Raw genomic sequence first — 19,507 nt, forward strand, 5'->3', positions numbered from 1 at the left:
ACAAAATCGTAAATAAGTAACAAAAATAAGCAAATTTTTACATAATTTTCTACTTGCAAAATGTATAACTTGTTGATATAAATATCTAAAGACAAAATATTGTTTTTATCGAAACATTCATTTCATCTATTATGAGAGGAGGAAGGTGTGTCGATATAATATGTGAGTACAACAGTATTATGTTTTAGAGAAACTAAGGAGGATGACGATTCTCTTTACAACAATCAACTAAAAATGGCTCAAAAGGAGTTGGAGCCTAAGAAGAAGGAGAAAAATATGTGGAAAAAACATGGTTCTGCTATACTTGCACTGGTGCTTACGGCAGCGCTTTTCCTTACAGGGGTAAGGCTTCCAGGCAATGTATTCGCGGCAGGAAGTGACAAGACTAGTCTGGTAAAGGATATGCCAACTACGTCTATCGAGTTTAAGCAGGGGAAAAATGGTGGTAACAACTACGAAGATGTTATCACGGATTCATCTTTAATTGACTTATCAAGAAACATCCTGGTGAATATCGGCTTTACAGCCGTATTTGAGGGTGAGGAAGACTCAGAAAACCGTATTAAGAAAAATGATTTTGTTGAGTTTGACTTGGGAGACAATATAAAGCTTGCAGCAGGTACCAATAAAACAGTTGTGCCTGTAATAGATAAGGACAGCAAACTAAAGGTCTGTGATGCAATCTTTACAAAGAATGCAGCAGGAAGGCTTATAGCAAGATTTGACTTTTCAGACACAGATGACAAGGTATTTAAGCAAAAAGATGCTAGAATTGGAGCATCTATGGAGCTTAAAGCAGATGCAAGTAAAATCAACTTTGAAAAAAATGTACTAAAAATAACCCTATTAGGTAAAGAATATGAAATAGGTAAGATAGACAGTGCTGTCAGAGTCAAAAAAGAAGGTGTTTTTGATCCGAAGAACAGCAAAGTTGACTGGACTATAAAGTTTGAAAGATATATCAAGGACACAAATCCTGTTAAGTATATAAGTCTTGAGGGCTTCAGCCTTGTGGAAGGACCTACCATCCATCCTGCTCTCGGCGGTGATTATATACCGGGCTCACTTAGGATAAATAACAAAAATGTGGGTGACTTCGAGGAGTACCTTGACAGCCACATCAATGAAAAGATGTTTAGGTATAAGTTACAGGCATCAGACTTAAATCCAGCTAACCCTGGAGTTGCAGTTGCGACTGTAAGTACTAGAGTAAATGCTGCAGGATTTTATAAGCCTGGTGATAAATTTGTTACCTATCAGAATACTGCAAGAGTAGTAAAGTTCCCTGAGAATTCAAATAGTTCATCAGGTGCGGCCTACGACACTGCAGCTGTTCAAGTGAAAAAGTTTGGTGAAAAAAGAGGAGATCTTGACAATACAGGAAAGAAGATTACCTGGAGAGTTACATTAAATGAGCCTGGCTATGACCTGGGCGACCTGGTAGTAGAAGACGAATTACAAAATGACAGAACAGGAAGGCTTGCACAGACCTTCGTAAAGGCAACAATTAGAACCTGGGATACTGCTGGGAACAAGTGGAAAGGTGAGCCTGCTACAATTGTACCTACACAGTCAGGAAAGAAGTTAACCTTCAATATTCCTAATGTAAAAGAAAAGAGAGAGCTTGTAATAGAGAGCACCATCGAGCCTGATAACTACCTTGCAATCTTTGATAATGATGCTTATGCCTGGTGGAACAATAACACTAAGAACAAGGTAAAGCTCCATGCTTATGTATACACAAGAGCTGTCGGTGACAAGCCTTATGGTACAATAAGAAAAGAAGCGGACTACAGAAATGTATCTCTTGAGGAGGCTAAGTTTAGCCAAAAAGTTGGAAAGTTCGTAGGAAATGAGCCTGAGTGGGTAATAAATGTTGATAGAAACGCAGTTAGTTCACCTGGCACATATAATCTCTATGATGTATTTATATTTGATAACAATACTGAGGTGAGCAGAGATGTTGTAAATGAAGGAAATGGCTACTCTGTAAGAAAGGTAGGAGAGAATTCAGTTACCTCTCTTGCTAGTGGTGCTAAGCTTAAGGATATAATGCCCGATAAGGGAAAACATCAGAGACTGTTAAATCTTGCCAAGCCTCTTACATCAGCTACAGAAGGCGTTACAAGCAATGTGTATGAGATCGTTAAGGATGGTAAGGTAGTAGGCCACGTACTTGAGACTAAGCTTGTAAATGATAAGGTAAACTTTGTAAAGTTCAAGTCAAGAATAACTGACCGCGAAGTAATTATGACTCCTGATTCAAAGGTAGATAACTACGCTGTTCTCACCAAGGGAGCTCATCCTGTACTTTCTGACAAGGCTGAGTACAGATATTATGGAAAGATGCTCTTAAAGCAGACACTTTCAGCAGAGGCAGCTAATAAGTTATTGGCTGATTACAATGCTGAGGCAGTAAATGATGATGTAATCAACTCAGCAAATGAGCTTATCAACAACCAGGCTACAGCTTTTGACAGAAAGACTAAGTCCATAGTATATAAAATCAGTGTAAATGCAGCTGAATTAAAGGACGTAGATGGAGATGTAGGTAAGTTCATATTAAGAGAAGTTGTGCCGGATGACAGGTTCATGCTTGTTCCTATAGCCGAGGACAAGGATAATCCTGCCAATGATAAATACTTTGTTATGTACAAGGGAACACCGGCTGTTAAAGAGCCTGGTGAGACTGTGGGTGATGCAGGATCTAAGGTTGAAGAGGTAAATGCTTATGGCAAATACCTTACTGATGATGAACTTAAGGCTAAGGGCATTAGCTCTGAGTATATCACAAGAGGTTCAGAGAAGCTTGCCCTTCAGATTAACTTTGACAAGCTTGACGCTCCTTACGCTATATTTGTTAAGCTAAGACTCAAGGATGTAAACATCAATGAGAGATTCTTGTCCAGAAACAATGCTTACCTTGGTCTTGAAGGGTATTCAACCTTTGGAACCAATCTAAGGCAGAACCAGAAGGTATATATGAGTCTTGCTTATGCAAACTATGATAACAGATACCTCTGGAAGAACTACGATGGCCAGCAGGACACAGATAAGGTCTACTTAGATGAACAGGGATTTATCAACTGGAATGTATATTACAGACCATATAGAGTGTACGAAAACAGTGACAATACCGAGGTATCGCTTGTAGACAAGCTTGGTGCAGGCGTTGTCCTTAGAAAAGAAAAGGGTAGTGATAAGCTCATCTTAGAGGGCGACAACTACAAGATAGCTAAGGGTACATTTGATGAAAAGGGCAATTTTGTGGCAGAGAAAGAAATAACAGAAAACCTTGATAAGATATTCTCCTATGACGTAAAGGAAGGTCAGCTTGTTGTTAAAATACCTGATAGAAACAGTACCTATAAGATATCTTATATTACAGATTTTGCAGACGATACAAAGCGTGGAGATGGTCTTAGCAACTCGGTAGCTCTTTACGAAAACTCTGTTCTTAAGGGAAGCCGCATAAGTGTTAAGCACACTGTTACTGCCAATGCATTTGCCCGCATACGAAACAAGATATATCAGCGCCTGAACATAGTAAAGACTGATGCAGAGGGAGCAAAGCTATCTGGAGCTGAGTTTAGCTTTAAGAAGATTGCAAGCGGAAGTGCTGCTAAGATAAATCTTGGAACATTTAAGACAGGAACTGATGGAGCTATCAAGATAGAAGAGCTTTCAGCAGGATATTATGAGCTTGTTGAAACAAAGGCTCCGGAAGGGTATGTACTAAACAGTGAACCATATAACATAAAGGTCGTAGAACTTGAAAGCGGCTTTAAGGTAGAACTGGTCGGAGATTATGAAGGCAAGGCTACACTTTTGCAGAATGAGATTAAGGTAATCAACAAGAAGAAGGGAGAACTTCCTCCTACAGTGATTACTCCAAGTGCAATTGTGACTCCAAGCGCGGTTGTAACGCCAAGTGCGGTAGTAACTCCTAGCACGATAACAACTCCTGGTGCAGTATTGACACCAAGTGCAGTAGTAACTCCAGGTGCAGTAGTAACTCCTAGCGCAGTTGTAACTCCAGGTACGATAACAACTCCTGGTGCAGTAGTAACTCCTAGCGCGGTTGTAACTCCGGGAGCGGTATCAACCCCAGGTGCAGTTGTAACCCCTGGTGTGGTGACACCTCCTGCACCTGAGAATCCGGTACCTTCTGTTCCGGTCATCCCTAAAACGCCGGACACACCTAATCCGGTACCTGTAATTCCGGTTACACCAAGCCCAACACCTCTCGTGCCTTCATATCCTATAAATGATACACCTGATCCAAATGAGCCAAACAGCCCTGATGAATTCGAGGTTATTGGTGAAGATGGAACTCCTCAGGGTAAGGTTATAAAGAAGACCAGGCCAAACGGAGAAAAAGAGTATGTATTTGAAAAGGATGGTACTCCTTTAGCAGGATTTAAGGCTAAGCAGAAGAAGGCTCTTCCTAGAACCGGTGGCGCTGCCACAGTTTGGTATTACGCAGCAGGTCTTGGCCTTGTACTTATGGCAGGTTTTACCTTTAGGAAGCGTAAAGAGGAAGAAATCTAAAATAAAGTACGGTTTATAAAGATAAACACAAGATAAGCCCGCCCTCCACCTAAGCAGGTGACAGGGCGGGCCTTTGTCTTGATTGTACCAACTATTTTTATTATTGTAAAAATGCCATAAAAGCGGTAAAATAGAAAGATAATATAAAACATTATTGAAAGGACTTGTGACATAGATATGAGACATGGATTTGTAAAGGTTGCCGCAGTTACTCCTGATATAAGGGTTGCAGACTGTAATTTTAACGGAGAGAGCATAATTAAAGAAATGAAATACTGTGCAGAGATGGGAGCAAAGATAGCGGTCTTCCCAGAGCTTACGATTACAGGCTATACCTGTGGCGAGCTTTTTCTTCAGGAGAGGCTCTTAAGTGCGGCCCTTGATACCCTTAAGGAGATAATTAAGGCAAGCGTAGGTCTTGATATGCTTACTTTTGTGGGACTGCCATTTGAGACTGACGGAAAGCTTTACAATGTTGCTGCTGTATTTAAGGACGGAGAACTCCTAGGCCTGGTGCCAAAGAGATTCATCCCTAACTACTCAGAGCTATACGAGGCGAGACATTTTGCGCCTTGTGTAGGGGAGAACAGGCTCTTAGACTGGAAAGAAAACAAGACCGGCTATACTTACTTTGGCAATAAGCTGATATTTGAAAATAAAGATATTAAAAATCTAAAAGTAGCTGCTGAAATCTGTGAGGATCTTTGGGTAGTCATTCCTCCAAGCAACCATCACGCTATGGCAGGTGCAACCATTATAGCTAACCTCTCAGCAAGCCCTGAGATTATGGGTAAGCAGGAGTATAGAAGAAATCTCGTTCAGGGACAGTCAGCAAGGCTTAATGCCGGCTACATCTACGCTACAACAGGAGAAGGTGAGTCTACTACAGACCTAGTATTTGGAGGGCACAATCTGATATGTGAAGATGGCATCATCCTTGCGGAAAAGCCGAGATTTAAGAATGGTACCATCATTACAGAGATAGACATAAACAAGCTTGCCTACGAGAGAAGAAAGATGAATACCTGTGAAATAATGGGCTGGGAGAGCTATGACTTTATAGACTTCTCTTACGAAAATGTATATACCACAGAGAAAAACAGTGAAGGTAAGTCTGAGAAAAAGCTCATAGAGACACCTCTTCTTAGAACCTTTCCAAAGTCTCCCTTCATACCTGAGTGTAAGGAAGAAAGAGACAGCAGTTCAGAGGATGTTATTACCATTCAGGCACTTGGACTTAAGAAGAGAATGGCTCATACAGGCTGTAAATACGCTATAGTTGGCCTCTCCGGAGGACTTGACTCGACCCTTGCTGCCATCGTTATATGTAGGACTATGAACATGTTAGGTCTTAGCAGGGAAAATGTGATAGCAGTAACCATGCCTTGCTTTGGAACTACAGGAAGGACCTACCACAATGCCATAAAGCTTGCAAAGGAGCTTGGCATCACACTTCGTGAAATAAACATCAAAGAGTCTGTGCTTTCCCACTTAAAGGACATAGGCCACGATGTAAATGACCACAATGTAACATTTGAAAATGCACAGGCTCGTGAGCGTACACAGGTACTTATGGACCTGGCCAATGAGTACGGAGGCCTCGTTATAGGAACAGGCGACATGAGCGAGCTGGCACTTGGCTTTGCTACATACAATGGGGACCATATGTCTATGTACGGTGTAAATGCATCCATTCCTAAGACGCTTGTAAGGCAGTTAGTAAGACATGCTGCTGAACTTGCTCTTGAAGACGGAAAGAAGGAACTGTCAGATGTACTTACCGACATAGTTGAGACACCGGTAAGCCCTGAGCTTCTTCCAACCAATGATGACGGTGAGACCGAGCAGAAGACAGAGGCTATAGTGGGTCCTTATGAATTAAATGACTTCTTCCTCTACAACATGGTAAGATGGGGAATGGAGCCTGACAAGCTATATAGAATTGCCTGTCTTACATTTGCAGATGAGTATACAAAAGAAGAGATAGAGAAGTGGCTAAAGAGCTTTTACCGCAGATTCTTCGCACAGCAGTACAAGAGGTCCTGTCTTCCTGACGGACCAAAGGTAGGCTCGGTAACACTGTCTCCTAGGGGAGACTTCAGGATGCCTTCAGATGCTGTAGGAGATTTGTGGCTAAAATAAGCACTATAAGGAGGGGATATGGTACTTGGAATATATGGATACGGCGGACACGGGCTCGAGGTAGAAGAGCTTGCAATGGTGATTAACGAAAAAGAGAACAGGTGGGAAAAGGTCATATTTATTGATGATGCCACCGAAAAGACAGACGGAGAGAGGATTATCACCTTTACTGAGGCAAAAAGCAAATACAGTGCTTCAGAGATTGAGTTTATGACAGGTATAGGGGAGCCTGTAGTGAGAGATAAGATATACAAGAAGGTAAAAGAGGCAGGCTATAGCTTTGCCACCCTCATCCACCCATCGGCGGTCATTGCAGGCAGTGCAAGGCTTGAAGAAGGGGTGATGATAGGCTCTAATGCCTTTATCTCGGTGAAGACGCATTTGCAGGAAAATGTACTCATACAGCCCCTTGCGGCGATTGACCACGAGTGCAGTGTCGGAAGGAACTCAGTTGTGTCCAGCTTCGTGGCTATGGGCGGTGGCTCAAGCCTTGGGGAGAATTCCTTCATCGGGCTAAATGCTTGTGTGAAGCAGGGAGTAGGCATTGGTGACGGCTCTGTGGTTGGCATGGGCTCTGTGGTTATAAAGGATGTAGATGACAGAGTAATGGTAGTGGGCAATCCTGCAAGGAAGATAAAGATGGGCGATGTAAGGGCATTTTACGACATTAGAAAAGGTAAATAACATGCAGATATTGTTTCTAACACTTATGAAAATATACTCTCCCTCAGATGAGGGGATATATATGGATTTGATGAAATGCTTTGCAGAGAAAGGCCATAAAGTCTCCATAATATCGCCGCTTGAGAAGAAGGAGGCGGGAGAGGAAGAGGTTATAAGTGCCCCGAATATAAGCCTTGTAAGGTGTAGAACAGGAAACCTCTTTGGAGTGGGTATGCTTGAAAAGGGGATATCCCAGATGAGGCTTGCTTCGCAGTACTTAAAAGCTGTCTATAAATATTTTCCGGAGACTAAGTTTGACCTTATATTATACTCAACTCCTCCCATCAGCCTGGCTACGGTAGTAGAGAAGATAAAAAGGAGTACCGGAGCGGCTACCTATCTTTTACTAAAGGATATCTTCCCACAGAATGCTGTGGATATAGGTATATTAAAGCCATTTATGGCGAAAGCACTATTTAGAAGCAAAGAAAAAAAGCTCTATGAGATATCTGACTATATAGGCTGTATGTCACCTGCCAATGTAGACTACCTGCTTAAGCATAATGAAATCGACAGTAACAAGGTGGAAGTCTGCCCTAATTCTATAAAGGTTGAGGTGGATATCAGTGTAGCATTAAGTGCTGATAGTATCGCTAAATCAAGGGAAAATGATAGAGAAGAGCTGTTTGCTAAATACGATATCCCGGTAGATAAGACCATATTTCTCTACGGAGGAAATCTTGGCAAGCCTCAGGACATACCTTTCATCATAGAGTGCATCAAGAAGGCTTCCACGGTAGAGGAGGCTTACTTTGTAGTCTGCGGTGACGGGACCGAATACGGAAAGCTTCTGGCATTTGTAAGTGAGTATAAGCCAAGCAATCTCACTCTGATTAAATCCCTCCCTAAGGCTGATTATGACAGGCTTGTAAGAGTCTCTGATGTCGGGATGATATTTCTTGACCATAGATTTAGTATACCAAACTTCCCTTCAAGGCTCCTGTCCTACCTTAAAGAAGGTATCCCTGTTCTTGTCTGCACCGATAAAAACACTGATATCGGAAGGATTGCAGAGGATAATGACTTCGGGCTTAGCTCTACAAGTGATAACGTGGAAGACTTTATCTCAAATGTAAGTAAGCTTACGGATAAAGGGCTAAGACTACGCTTGGGAGAGAACGGATATAGATATTTACTTGAGAATTATACGGTGGAGAGAAGTTACGAGATAATTATGAGGCATTTTAATTAGTCTAATGAAATTATAGAATCTGCATTTCTTGATATTAACTACAAAGTATGTTAAGATTGATGTTGGAGAGTATTCGCGATAAAATGGTAAACTCCCTAAGTATAAACCGATTATTCGGAATAATACGAAGGGAGGTGGTATCGATGACGACCTACGAAATCATCATGATTTTCCTTGGGATAGTAGCTTTATTAATATCCTTTGGTGGTCTCCTCATAGCCATTCTTACTTATCTCAACAAGAGAAAGTAATAACCAGCTTGTCGCCAAACAAGCTTGGTAGTCCAATTGGACACTAATTAAAGCTTAGGGAGCATTCATTTTGTAATGGATACTCTCTTCTCCATAACTATATCATATATATGGGGTAAATTCAAGTTATATAAATACGTTGGTTTCGGTTCTCTCTGACTTTCTTCTGCTAAGCCTCTCGTGGCTTCGGTAGTACTGCTCTTTATCGTAATACATATTCGTATCAAGCTTCTTTACAAATTCATCAAAGCTCTCAGAAGATGGGTCATATAAGCCAATTCCAAAAGAAAGAGACAACTGATACTTTCTGTCATGTTGACGGTTGAGCTTGCTAAGTTCTTGTATTATCTTATCTTTGATTTCTAACAATACCGCATTGTCTGCTTCTGCAACAAAGATGAGGAATTCATCCCCTGCGTATCTGATAGCAACTCCACGCTCGCTTGTAGCCTCAGATAGGATATTTGCAACCTCTTTTAGGGCAATATCACCTGTGTCGTGGCCAAAGGTGTCATTTATTGACTTAAAACGGTTGATATCCAGCATCATGCCACCGTGCATTGATTCATAAAGTCTGCTGCTAAAGAGATAGGCTCTGTTTAAAAGGCCTGTAAGGCTGTCGATGAAGGCACTTTCCTTTTGTATGCTCATGAATGCACTGGAGAGCCCTATAGCTGCACCTACCCAGCCCGTAGCAAGACCATAGAAAAGAATCTGTGCAATAAAGCCTATAAATACAGGAAACAAAAACACCCATATCGGGAAGAATCTTACATGCTTTTTATTCTTAAAAGTAGTGTGTATGTATGCACTGTACAGGATGTAGCAAAAAGATATGAGGACATAAACATAGGAAAAAGGCGTCCTCTTATACACGTTGTTTTCATCTATGATAAAAACTATAGGATAGAACAAGTTGATAAGGGCACTTATGAAAAGGATAATAGCAGGTATGGAGATGATTCCAGACCATTTTCTTGCCCTTGATGTATTGCCGTACAGGTGGAAGATAACGAATATATCCCATAGCAGGCACAGCGATATGGTTGCCATGTACGCGACAGTATTACCGACCATATTAGCTATCCTACAAAGTGCACCGGGTCTGCCGTCTGCTGTAAAAACTACAGCATCAAAAAAGCAGGATACACCTACTATCATCAGCATGTATCTAAGCATGTTGTAATCAACCTTATCACTCTTTAGTATAGACTGATTGCAGGACATGATAGATATAACCAGTGCTATACCTACCGCACTTGCGACATATATATGTGTGAGTCCCATATTTGTACCTCATAAATTTCTGTTAAACTAAGCGGGTGTCAAAAGTATTTGAAACTTATATAATATTAAACTAAAAGTTCATTATCAAAAGCAGTTGCTGTATTTGTATACACCAAGTTTAATTATTACACATTTTTTTTCTAACTTCAATAGGGAAAGTGCATGAAATCAAGATTCTGCAATATATAAAGAGTTAATTTGATTGAAAATGTCAGCCCACTATGTTAAAATATTTTTGTGGAGAGTATCTGCGACAAAAAGGAAACTCCCTAAGTACAAACCGAGCAATCGGAATCATACGAAGGGAGGTGGTGCTGATGACTGCTTATGAAATCATCATGATCTTCATAGGGATATTAGGTCTGCTAATATCCTTCGGCGGTTTTCTTATCGCCATTTTTACTTTTCTCGATAAGAGAAAGTAGATTACCTGCTTGCCGCAAACAAGCGAAGTAGTCTGTTAAAAGATTTACCAAGCTTAGGGAGTACCATATACGTGGATACTCTCTTCTCCATAACTATAGCATATTATGATACAGGTGTCAAAGGGATAATACTCTGTTGGGTTACTTTTAGGAGAATATATTGTCTTTTGACACTTACAGCGTATCAAGCAATAATTTTTAATATATTAGCTTACAGAAAGGCAATTATCATGGGTATATTTACAGGTAAAACCCTGCTTATTACAGGTGGAACCGGTTCATTTGGACATGCGGTTATGGACAGGTTTCTTTCTACAGATATCGGCGAAATAAGGATATTCTCAAGGGATGAGAAGAAACAGGATGACATGAGACACGAGTATCAGGCGAAGATGCCTGAGGTGGCTGAAAAGATTAAGTTCTACATAGGAGATGTGAGGGATATCAATTCCGTTAAAAATGCCATGAATGGAGTTGACTATATCTTCCATGCGGCAGCACTCAAGCAGGTACCTTCTTGCGAATTCTTCCCTATAGAGGCGGTAAAGACCAACGTGCTTGGTACTGAAAATGTGTTGAACGCGGCCATAGAAGCAGGAGTAAAGAGTATAATCTGTCTTTCCACAGACAAGGCTGCCTATCCTGTAAATGCCATGGGAACCAGTAAGGCTATGATGGAAAAGGTAATAGTGGCTAAGTCACGTACCGTAGACCAGTCAAAGACCAAGATATGCTGTACAAGGTATGGCAATGTTATGTGCTCTCGTGGCTCAGTTATTCCGCTTTGGATAGACCAGATAAGGGCGGGGAACCCTATTACAGTCACAGAGCCTGCTATGACAAGATTTATAATGTCGCTTGAAGAAGCAGTTGACCTCGTTCTCTTTGCATTTGAACATGGGGAAACAGGAGATATACTGGTACAGAAGGCGCCTGCCTGCACTATAAAGGTTCAGGCGGAGGCGGTTTGTGATTTGTTTAACGGTGACAAGGCTGCCATAAGACAGATAGGTATAAGACATGGTGAAAAGATGTATGAAACTCTGCTTACCAATGAGGAGTGCGAAAGAGCTATCGACCTTGGCAAGTTCTACAGGGTGCCTTGTGACAGCAGAAATCTAAACTATGACAAATATTTCACACAGGGAAATATTGAAAGAGCCAAGCTAACTGAGTTTAACTCAAACAATACCGAGCTTCTTGACGTGGAGGAAGTAAAGTCAAAGCTTATGGAGCTTAGCTACATAAAGGAAGAACTTGAGAAGTAGCCACCATTTTTTGCAAAAAAATGAGCGAATTACGAATATTTTTGCAAGGACCCTGCTAAGCGTAGCTGTAGCAATTCTGTATCAATGTGTGTCAAATACTTTTGACACACCGATTACGAAAATAGTGGTATGGGCTAATAAAATGCCTGAATGAGGCAAGAACAGGATTGGATTAAGATATGAATATACTTGTTACCGGTGCAAAAGGATTTGTAGGAAAGAATCTTGTGGAGAACCTTAGGTGTATAAAAGACGGGAAAAATACCACAAGACCTGCCCTTAAGATAGATGAAATATATGAATATGATGTAGAATCAGACAAGAAGCAGCTCTTTTACTATTGTGAGAGGGCTGACTTTGTATTTAATCTGGCAGGAGTGAACCGCCCTAAGGATGAGGGGGAGTTTATGAAGGGAAACTTCGGCTTTGCTTCAGAACTTTTAGAAACACTTAAAAAATGTGAAAATACCTGCCCTGTAATGCTATCTTCTTCAGTACAGGCAACACTTGCAGGGAGATTTCAGACCTCGGAATACGGAAAGTCTAAGCTTGCAGGCGAGGAGCTTTTCTTTGACTACAGTAAGGAGACAGGGGCGAAGGTGCTGGTATACAGGTTTCCAAACCTCTTTGGTAAGTGGTGCATGCCAAATTATAACTCAGCAGTCGCCACCTTTTGCTATAATACAGCCAACGACCTGCCGCTTACGATAAATGACAGAAATACTGTGCTAGAGCTCTTGTACATAGATGACCTTGTAGAAGGTCTTCTGGATGCGCTTGAAGGTAAGGCACAATACTGCGAATATGAGGGAGTAGAGGCAAAAGGAGAGAAAGATGGCAGGTATGCCTACATTCCTGTGACTCACAAGGTGACTCTTGGGGAAATAGCTGATACTTTAGAGGAATTTAAGACTCAGCCTGAGAGCCTTATTATGCCTGAGATACCGGCAGGAAGCTTTGCTAAGAAGCTCTATTCCACATATTTATCATATTTACCAAAAGAAAAGGTAAGCTTTCCGCTTAAGATGAATATGGATAACAGAGGGAGCTTCACAGAGCTTCTTAAGACCGCCTCCTGCGGGCAGTTCTCGGTAAATATAAGCAAGCCCGGTATCACAAAGGGAGAACACTGGCACAATACCAAGTGGGAATTCTTTATAGTGGTGTCCGGCAAGGCTCTCATACAGGAGAGAAAGATAGGAACTGATGAAATCTTAGAGTTTTATGTAAGCGGCGAGAAGATTGAGGCAGTACATATGTTGCCGGGATACACACATAACATCATCAATCTCTCAGATACAGAGGATTTGATTACTCTTATGTGGGCGAATGAAAGCTTTGATAAGAACAGACCTGACACCTTTTTTGAGAAGGTGGAAGCAGATAATTAAAGAATGATAAAGTAATAACAAATGATGAGTTAATGAAAAAATCAGCGAATTAAAGCAAATTAGTAAGTGGAAAACGAAGAATTGATAGTATAAAAGCTATGAATATTGATAAAAATGAGTGTTTGAAATAATGAGGTATGAAGATGAAGACAGATTACACGGATGTGAGTTTTGTAAATAACGGTAAATTGAAGTTACTTATAATAGTTGGCACAAGACCTGAGATAATAAGGCTTTCAGAGGTTATAAAGAAGTGCAGGCTGTATTTTGACTGTATCTTAGCCCATACGGGTCAGAACTATGATTACAACCTAAACGGAATCTTTTTTAAGGACTTAAAGCTAAAAGACGCTGAAGTATATATGGATGCGGTAGGAGCTGACCTTGGAGAGACAGTTGGCAATATTATAGCTGCTTCATATAAGCTGATGGTAAGCATTAAGCCAGATGCCCTTCTTATACTCGGTGATACCAACAGCTGTCTCTCTGCTATATCAGCAAAAAGGCTCCACATACCTATATTTCATATGGAAGCGGGCAACAGATGTAAGGATGAATGCCTGCCCGAGGAGACAAACCGCAGGATAGTGGATATAATCTCAGATGTGAATCTGGCTTATTCTGAGCATGCGAGGAGATACCTTGCGGAATGCGGTCTTCCAAAGGAGAGAACCTATGTGACGGGCTCCCCTATGGCTGAGGTGCTAAGAGCCAATCTTGCCGATATTAAGGCAAGTGACGTACTTACAAGGCTAAGTCTAAAAGAGGGCAAATACATCCTTTTATCTGCTCACAGAGAAGAAAACATCGACACTGAGGAGAATTTTACCTCCCTTTTTACCGCGGTAAATAAGCTGGCAGAAAAATACGATATGCCTGTGCTGTACTCCTGCCACCCAAGGAGCAGGAAACGCCTGGAAGAATCAGGCTTTAAGCTTGACAGCAGAGTTATAAGACAGGAGCCTCTAGGCTTTCACGACTACAATAAGCTACAGATGTCTGCATTTTTGGTGGTATCAGACAGCGGTACCCTCCCTGAGGAGAGCTCTTTCTACATAAGCGAGGGCAGTCCATTCCCGGCAGTCTGCATAAGAACCTCTACCGAAAGACCTGAAGCCCTTGACAAAGGAGACTTCATCCTTGCAGGCATAGATGAAAAGAGCCTCTTGCAGGCAGCAGACACAGCTGTAAACCTGAAGCTAAACGGAGACTACGGCCTCCCTACACCGGACTATATGGATGAGAATGTAAGCGATAAGGTGGTAAGGATAATCCAAGGGTATACCGGGGTTGTGAATAAGATGGTGTGGAGGAAATAGGGGTAACTTTAATGGGGAAATGAGTAAAAGGTAAAGTTTTGGACAAATAGAGAAAAAATTAGGTAGAATAGAACTAGAATGAAGGAGGTATGCGAATGTCAGAGAGAAGATTAAATAACAGCATATTTCTTATGTATCTTGCGTCAATCAATTATATGAAGGCTCATAAAATGACAAAGGGAGACTTTGAAAAGCTGGACAAAAAGTATGAAATACTAAATTATATTGTGGAATGCCCAGACATTTTCGATAGCCTTACAGAAGAAGAAATGGTGGAGGAGATTGATAACTATGTTGCAAGCTGATTGTGAATACATCCTTTACCATGGAACCGTCTCTGAAATAAAGCAAAGTTGACGTGACGAAGGGGAGAGCTCATGCTTGAGAATAAAATTGAAACAATTAAAGGCCTATGCGTGGTAAATATAACTAAATTTATCATGACTAAATTAGGGCTTAGTGCGGATGAAGCCTACGCTAAATTTATGCAAATGGAAATGTTTGACCTGTTAATGGATACAGACTCTGGGATGTATTTGGAGCAGAATGAATTCCTTATTGCATGCTGCGAAAAAGAATTAGAATATGGTGCGGAAGAACTATATAAGTTCTTGGAAGTTGCATAGATTTAATAGGGGGTTCGTGGGTTGTGAATAAGATGGTGTGGAGGAAGTAGGGTGAATAAGCCTGTAACTAAATTTTCATTTGAGAATAACATTTTTGACATAATAAGATATTATGCTATGCTGCAAGTAATGATAAATCACATGGCAGAGCATTTTAAACTTCAGCTTCCTGCGGTATTACAAGCTTTAATTAAGTTTCAGGGAGTTGTAATCCTCTTTGCCTTAAGCGGCTATCTAACGGCTGCTTCACTTGATAGAGATAGTATGAATGGAGACATAGACAAGCCAAAGTTTCTTAAAAAGAGATTCTTTAGAATATTTCCAGAATACTGGCTCTGTGTGCTTATAAATACTGTTGTGATTTTCGTGCTATATAGCCCGAAGCCTAACTTGAAGGAAGGATTGATATATGTTATTACTCAGTTTGGTTGTCTAAACTTCTACACCGGTGAGTGGCTGAGAGGCTGTGGTGTAGGTGCTCCTAATGGGAGCCTATGGACTATACTTGTAGAACTGGAGTTTTATGTTATAATATTACTTATATGGAAATGGCTTAAAAATAAAGGAATTATTACTTGGAGTATTCTTATTGCCTGCTTTGCCGGCCTGAATTATCTGACTGCTATAGCTGGCGATGGTGAAATGATTGCCATAAAGTTATTGAACTGCAGCATAATTCCATACTTGTACATGTTTATGATTGGCTGTTTCTTTTACAGATTTAGAGAGAAAATTTTTAATTGCGATAATAGATTGATTGCAATAGCCGGCTTATTCTTTGTAGCAATGTACTTTGTGGGGGATGGGTTGATATCTGGTTCATACCTCCCACTGCTTAGCGGGATTGCCCTTGCAGCCATGACTATTATATTTGGATATTTATTTAAGATAAAGCTTAGAGCTAAGATTGATATAACCTATGGAACATACTTGTATCACATGGTTGTAGTAAATGCTATAATTGCGCTCGGTGTAGAGATAAACTATGTGGTTATGGGGATTGGAATAGTTGTAAGTTTGTTGCTGGGGCTTATGTCCTCAAGGTTTAATAAAGCTATACCATATATTATAAAAAGAGCATAAACCTTGGATGAGGTGATGAGAGGATTGACTTTAAACATAAATATTATTAAACAATGTGTTAGGAGATTAAAAATGCGTAAACTATACCTGAAATTTACTGGAATATTATTGTTTTTTGTTTCGTATTTTTTATTGTTTCTAGCTTTTGATACAAATGATTTTTCAAGAATAAGAGCTGATTATCTGCATAATATCACTGATACAAAAGTTGTTTCGTATAATGGTGATAAGACGTTTCTTAATAGTCCTTATCCATTGATGAAGTATATAAATGATATTGATAAAAACAATGAGTATAGTATAATTCTTGGGGATTCAAAGTTTGCATTTTTAGATGTAATAAGGCTATCTTCAATTTCAGGAGAAAAATATCTCAATATTTCGTACGGTGGTGCAGCCCTTGAAGAGAGTATACTTGAATTTTGGTATACAGTGAAAAGGTTAAAGCTAAAAAAAGTAATTTTTGAATTGGATTTTCATGCACTCAATAACAACTGGCGAATGGATAGAATTAGTAAATATTTTGACATGTCTTATCTTGATATGATTAAGGCATATTATTTTGATTACTACAACAATAAAACTATGTTGGAAGAAGCGTATAAAAAAATTAGGGGGATAACTAATGAGGAGAATACGAGTAAGACTGAATTAGTAAAAAAAGGAATAGAGGATAAGATTAAGGTGTTAAAAACCTATACAATAAATGAGGAAGCGGTAGAGAATTTAAAAGAAATATCTAAATACTGTAAAGAGAATGATATCAAATTGATATTTTTTTCGCCACCGTTATATCACAAAATAAGTGACCTTGTCGAAGAAAAGAAAGATTTGGTGGAAGAATTACACGAGATTAAGAGCGAATTATCGAAAGATGCAGTAGTATACGATATGCAAGATAAGTCAGAATTATCATATATGGAATCGGATTGGCTAGACTCATCACATTTTACGGGAGGCATAATGAGGCAGGTTGAGGACAATCTTGCGGGGATTAGCCGTAAATATATGAAAATCTGGGAGAATGGTCAATATGACAAATCTAAATAATATGGAAAATGAACATAAGCAAATAAAGATCTGCTTCGTTGCCCCATTACCGCCTCCATATGGTGGGATTGCGAATTGGACAAGAGTATTTACAGAGTATTTATCAAAGAATAATTTGGCAGACATTTCTCTTGTAAATACTGCGCCTAAGGGAAGGGTGACGGAAGGAAGAGGAATCCTTAAAAGAGTATTTGTAAGTGGATTTGCTATGTTTGGGATAGTCTCTGAAATAAGGGATAAAATAAAAACTGATAAAATGGACTGTGTCCATATAGCGACAAGTGGTTCATTAGCGGCTATTAGGGATCTTATGGTAGCAAACCTGCTTAGGAGGGAAAATATCCCCTTTATTTATCATATACATTTTGGCAGGATTCCTGAGATCATTAGGAAAAATACAATTGAATGGAGGCTAATTAAAAAAGTAATTACATTGTCAGCTAGAACTATTGCTATTGACAAAAGTACCAAAGATGAATTAAGTGCTTACTTTCGTGATAAGATAGAATATATCCCAAATCCGATTGATTTGAAGGCGTTGCCTGTTCCCAGTGAATCAACTGAGAAGACAGTTATGTATCTGGGATGGGTAATTAAGCAAAAAGGCATAGAAGAACTTATAGCGTCTTGGAAAAGTATTCAAACTGTGGTCAAGGACTGGAAATTGCAGATTGTTGGACCTTACAAGATAGAATACATAGATGAGTTAAGAAAAAAGTATAGTTTTGAAAACGTTGAGCTTATTGAAGAAAAATCTCACAAAGAGGCTATGGAACTGCTTAACAGGGCATCAGTATTTGTCCTGCCAAGCTATACAGAAGGTTGCCCATATGTTATAATGGAAGCTATGGCTCTTAAGAAGATAATTATTGGAACCAGAGTTGGAAACATACCTGAGATGCTAGGTGACAATTGCGGTATTTTGATTGATGTACAAAATGTAGAAGAACTAAAAAAGCATCTTAAAGAGGTAATTACTCAGGCTGATCGATATGACAATCTGAGAGAAGCTGCTTATGAAAAAGCAAAAAGTGAATACGATATAAGCAGGATTTCCGCTAAAATCTTATATATGGTTAAGGAGATAATAGAGAAGAGAAGCTGATGAAGAAAATAAGAGTTTTACAGGTTGTTCCTAGCTTTAATGTAGGAGGAGCAGAAGGCCTGGTGCTTACTTATCTGCGAAATTTTGATAGAAGCTGTATGGAGATGAAGGCTGTATCATTTTATGCGCCAAGTGGCTCTATTTATGATGAGATAATAAAGGCTGAAAAGCTACATGTTACCTACTTAAATAAAAAAGGGCCTTTGGATATTTCATTTGTGAAACAGCTGAAAGCGGAGATTGAGAGCTTTAACCCTGATGTGATACATACACATATGTCCGCGCTTAAATATGTTGTGATGGCAGGTACTTTAGGAAAACCGATATTTCATACTATACATAGCGAAGTGCTTACAGATGCGGGAATATATGATAGATTTGTAAACAGATTTCTCTTCAAAAAGTATAAAGTTACACCAATTGCTTTGCACGAAGAATTAAGGAGAGCTGTCAATAGATATTATGGCTGTACAAATACGGTTGTAGTGAGCAATGGGATAGATGTGGATAAATTTAAGAATGGAGTTAGTATAAGGGATGAACTTGGAATAGATGAAGAATCCTTTGTATTATGCCATGTAGGAAGCTTTTCAAAGCCTAAAAACCATGAATTTCTAATTAAAGTATTTAAAAAAGTTCTTTCTTACAAACCTAATGCCTGCCTAGCTCTGGTAGGTGGTGGTGTATTGGAAAACAGTATCAGAAAGCTGGTTGCTGATGAAGGTTTAGATGGAAAGGTTTTATTTTTAGGCAGACGCTCCGATATATATAATGTGCTTAAATCAAGTGATGTGTTTGTATTTCCATCGCTGTATGAAGGCTTTGGAATAGCTGTTTTGGAGGCAGAAGCATCAGGACTACCTGTTGTTGTTTCAGATAAAGTTCCTGAAAACGTATGTGTAGTACCTAATGTTAAACGACTATCATTGGATGATAACATAGACAAGTGGTGTGAGGCTGTAGCTGAATGCGAAAATATGAAGTCAGATGTTTTATGTGATGATATATACAAGTTTGATATAAAGAATGTGCTAAAGGAGCTGAGTCAAGCTTATAGAGAAAAGTGTGGATGCCATAAAAACTGAGGAAGATTA

14 protein-coding genes are annotated in these 19,507 nt (G+C 39.7%); 13 read left to right on the forward strand and 1 reads right to left on the reverse strand.

Annotated features, from left to right (window positions below):
* The first annotated feature begins 276 nt into the window (after nucleotides 1-276).
* The 4 genes from JJN12_RS14345 (at nucleotide 277) to JJN12_RS02210 (ending at nucleotide 8,608) form a co-directional block, all read left to right on the forward strand.
* A complete protein-coding gene (locus JJN12_RS14345) occupies nucleotides 277-4,551 on the forward strand; it encodes a SpaA isopeptide-forming pilin-related protein (protein ID WP_208428159.1) in 4,275 nt (1,424 codons plus the stop codon).
* A gap of 177 nt (nucleotides 4,552-4,728) precedes the next feature.
* The gene (locus JJN12_RS02200; RefSeq protein ID WP_208428160.1) at nucleotides 4,729-6,693 is read left to right on the forward strand and encodes an NAD(+) synthase; all 1,965 of its coding nucleotides are present in this window, start codon (nucleotides 4,729-4,731) and stop codon (nucleotides 6,691-6,693) included.
* 18 nt (nucleotides 6,694-6,711) lie between these two features.
* Complete coding sequence (locus JJN12_RS02205; RefSeq protein WP_208428161.1) at nucleotides 6,712-7,377, forward strand: NeuD/PglB/VioB family sugar acetyltransferase; 666 nt, start codon at nucleotides 6,712-6,714, stop codon at nucleotides 7,375-7,377.
* A gap of 61 nt (nucleotides 7,378-7,438) precedes the next feature.
* On the forward strand, nucleotides 7,439-8,608 hold the full coding sequence (locus tag JJN12_RS02210; protein WP_236013656.1) for a glycosyltransferase family 4 protein: 1,170 nt from the start codon (nucleotides 7,439-7,441) through the stop codon (nucleotides 8,606-8,608).
* 377 nt (nucleotides 8,609-8,985) lie between these two features.
* On the opposite strand, the gene JJN12_RS02215 is transcribed toward JJN12_RS02210, so the two are convergent.
* Complete coding sequence (locus JJN12_RS02215) at nucleotides 8,986-10,146, reverse strand: GGDEF domain-containing protein (protein WP_208428163.1); 1,161 nt, start codon at nucleotides 10,144-10,146, stop codon at nucleotides 8,986-8,988.
* Nucleotides 10,147-10,801: 655 nt separating this feature from the next.
* Between JJN12_RS02215 and JJN12_RS02220 the strand changes: the two genes are divergently transcribed.
* The 9 genes from JJN12_RS02220 (at nucleotide 10,802) to JJN12_RS02260 (ending at nucleotide 19,498) form a co-directional block, all read left to right on the forward strand.
* Nucleotides 10,802-11,839 (forward strand): polysaccharide biosynthesis protein, encoded by a 1,038-nt coding sequence (locus tag JJN12_RS02220; RefSeq protein ID WP_208430288.1) that lies wholly within the window; start codon nucleotides 10,802-10,804, stop codon nucleotides 11,837-11,839.
* A gap of 179 nt (nucleotides 11,840-12,018) precedes the next feature.
* The gene (locus tag JJN12_RS02225; protein ID WP_208428164.1) at nucleotides 12,019-13,230 is read left to right on the forward strand and encodes a polysaccharide biosynthesis C-terminal domain-containing protein; all 1,212 of its coding nucleotides are present in this window, start codon (nucleotides 12,019-12,021) and stop codon (nucleotides 13,228-13,230) included.
* 137 nt (nucleotides 13,231-13,367) lie between these two features.
* Nucleotides 13,368-14,549: a non-hydrolyzing UDP-N-acetylglucosamine 2-epimerase gene (gene wecB, locus JJN12_RS02230; protein WP_208428165.1), complete on the forward strand. Its 1,182-nt coding sequence runs from the start codon at nucleotides 13,368-13,370 to the stop codon at nucleotides 14,547-14,549.
* A gap of 95 nt (nucleotides 14,550-14,644) precedes the next feature.
* Entirely contained in the window at nucleotides 14,645-14,854 is a 210-nt protein-coding gene (locus tag JJN12_RS02235; RefSeq protein WP_208428166.1) for a hypothetical protein, read from the forward strand.
* 72 nt (nucleotides 14,855-14,926) lie between these two features.
* Nucleotides 14,927-15,175 (forward strand): hypothetical protein, encoded by a 249-nt coding sequence (locus JJN12_RS02240; RefSeq protein WP_208428167.1) that lies wholly within the window; start codon nucleotides 14,927-14,929, stop codon nucleotides 15,173-15,175.
* A 51-nt stretch (nucleotides 15,176-15,226) separates the two neighbouring features.
* Nucleotides 15,227-16,258, forward strand: coding sequence for an acyltransferase family protein (locus tag JJN12_RS02245; RefSeq protein WP_208428168.1), 1,032 nt, complete (start codon nucleotides 15,227-15,229; stop codon nucleotides 16,256-16,258).
* A 15-nt stretch (nucleotides 16,259-16,273) separates the two neighbouring features.
* The gene (locus JJN12_RS02250; protein WP_208428169.1) at nucleotides 16,274-17,308 is read left to right on the forward strand and encodes a hypothetical protein; all 1,035 of its coding nucleotides are present in this window, start codon (nucleotides 16,274-16,276) and stop codon (nucleotides 17,306-17,308) included.
* On the forward strand, nucleotides 17,292-18,413 hold the full coding sequence (locus tag JJN12_RS02255; RefSeq protein ID WP_208428170.1) for a glycosyltransferase family 4 protein: 1,122 nt from the start codon (nucleotides 17,292-17,294) through the stop codon (nucleotides 18,411-18,413). Before JJN12_RS02250 ends, JJN12_RS02255 begins: the two co-directional genes overlap by 17 nt.
* Nucleotides 18,413-19,498, forward strand: a complete 1,086-nt coding sequence (locus JJN12_RS02260) for a glycosyltransferase (protein ID WP_208428171.1) — start codon at nucleotides 18,413-18,415, stop codon at nucleotides 19,496-19,498. The genes JJN12_RS02255 and JJN12_RS02260 overlap by 1 nt, the downstream gene beginning before the upstream one ends.
* The last annotated feature ends 9 nt before the right edge of the window (nucleotides 19,499-19,507 follow it).

It is taken from the genome of Catonella massiliensis (assembly GCF_016651435.1).
GTDB lineage: Bacteria > Bacillota > Clostridia > Lachnospirales > Lachnospiraceae > Catonella > Catonella massiliensis.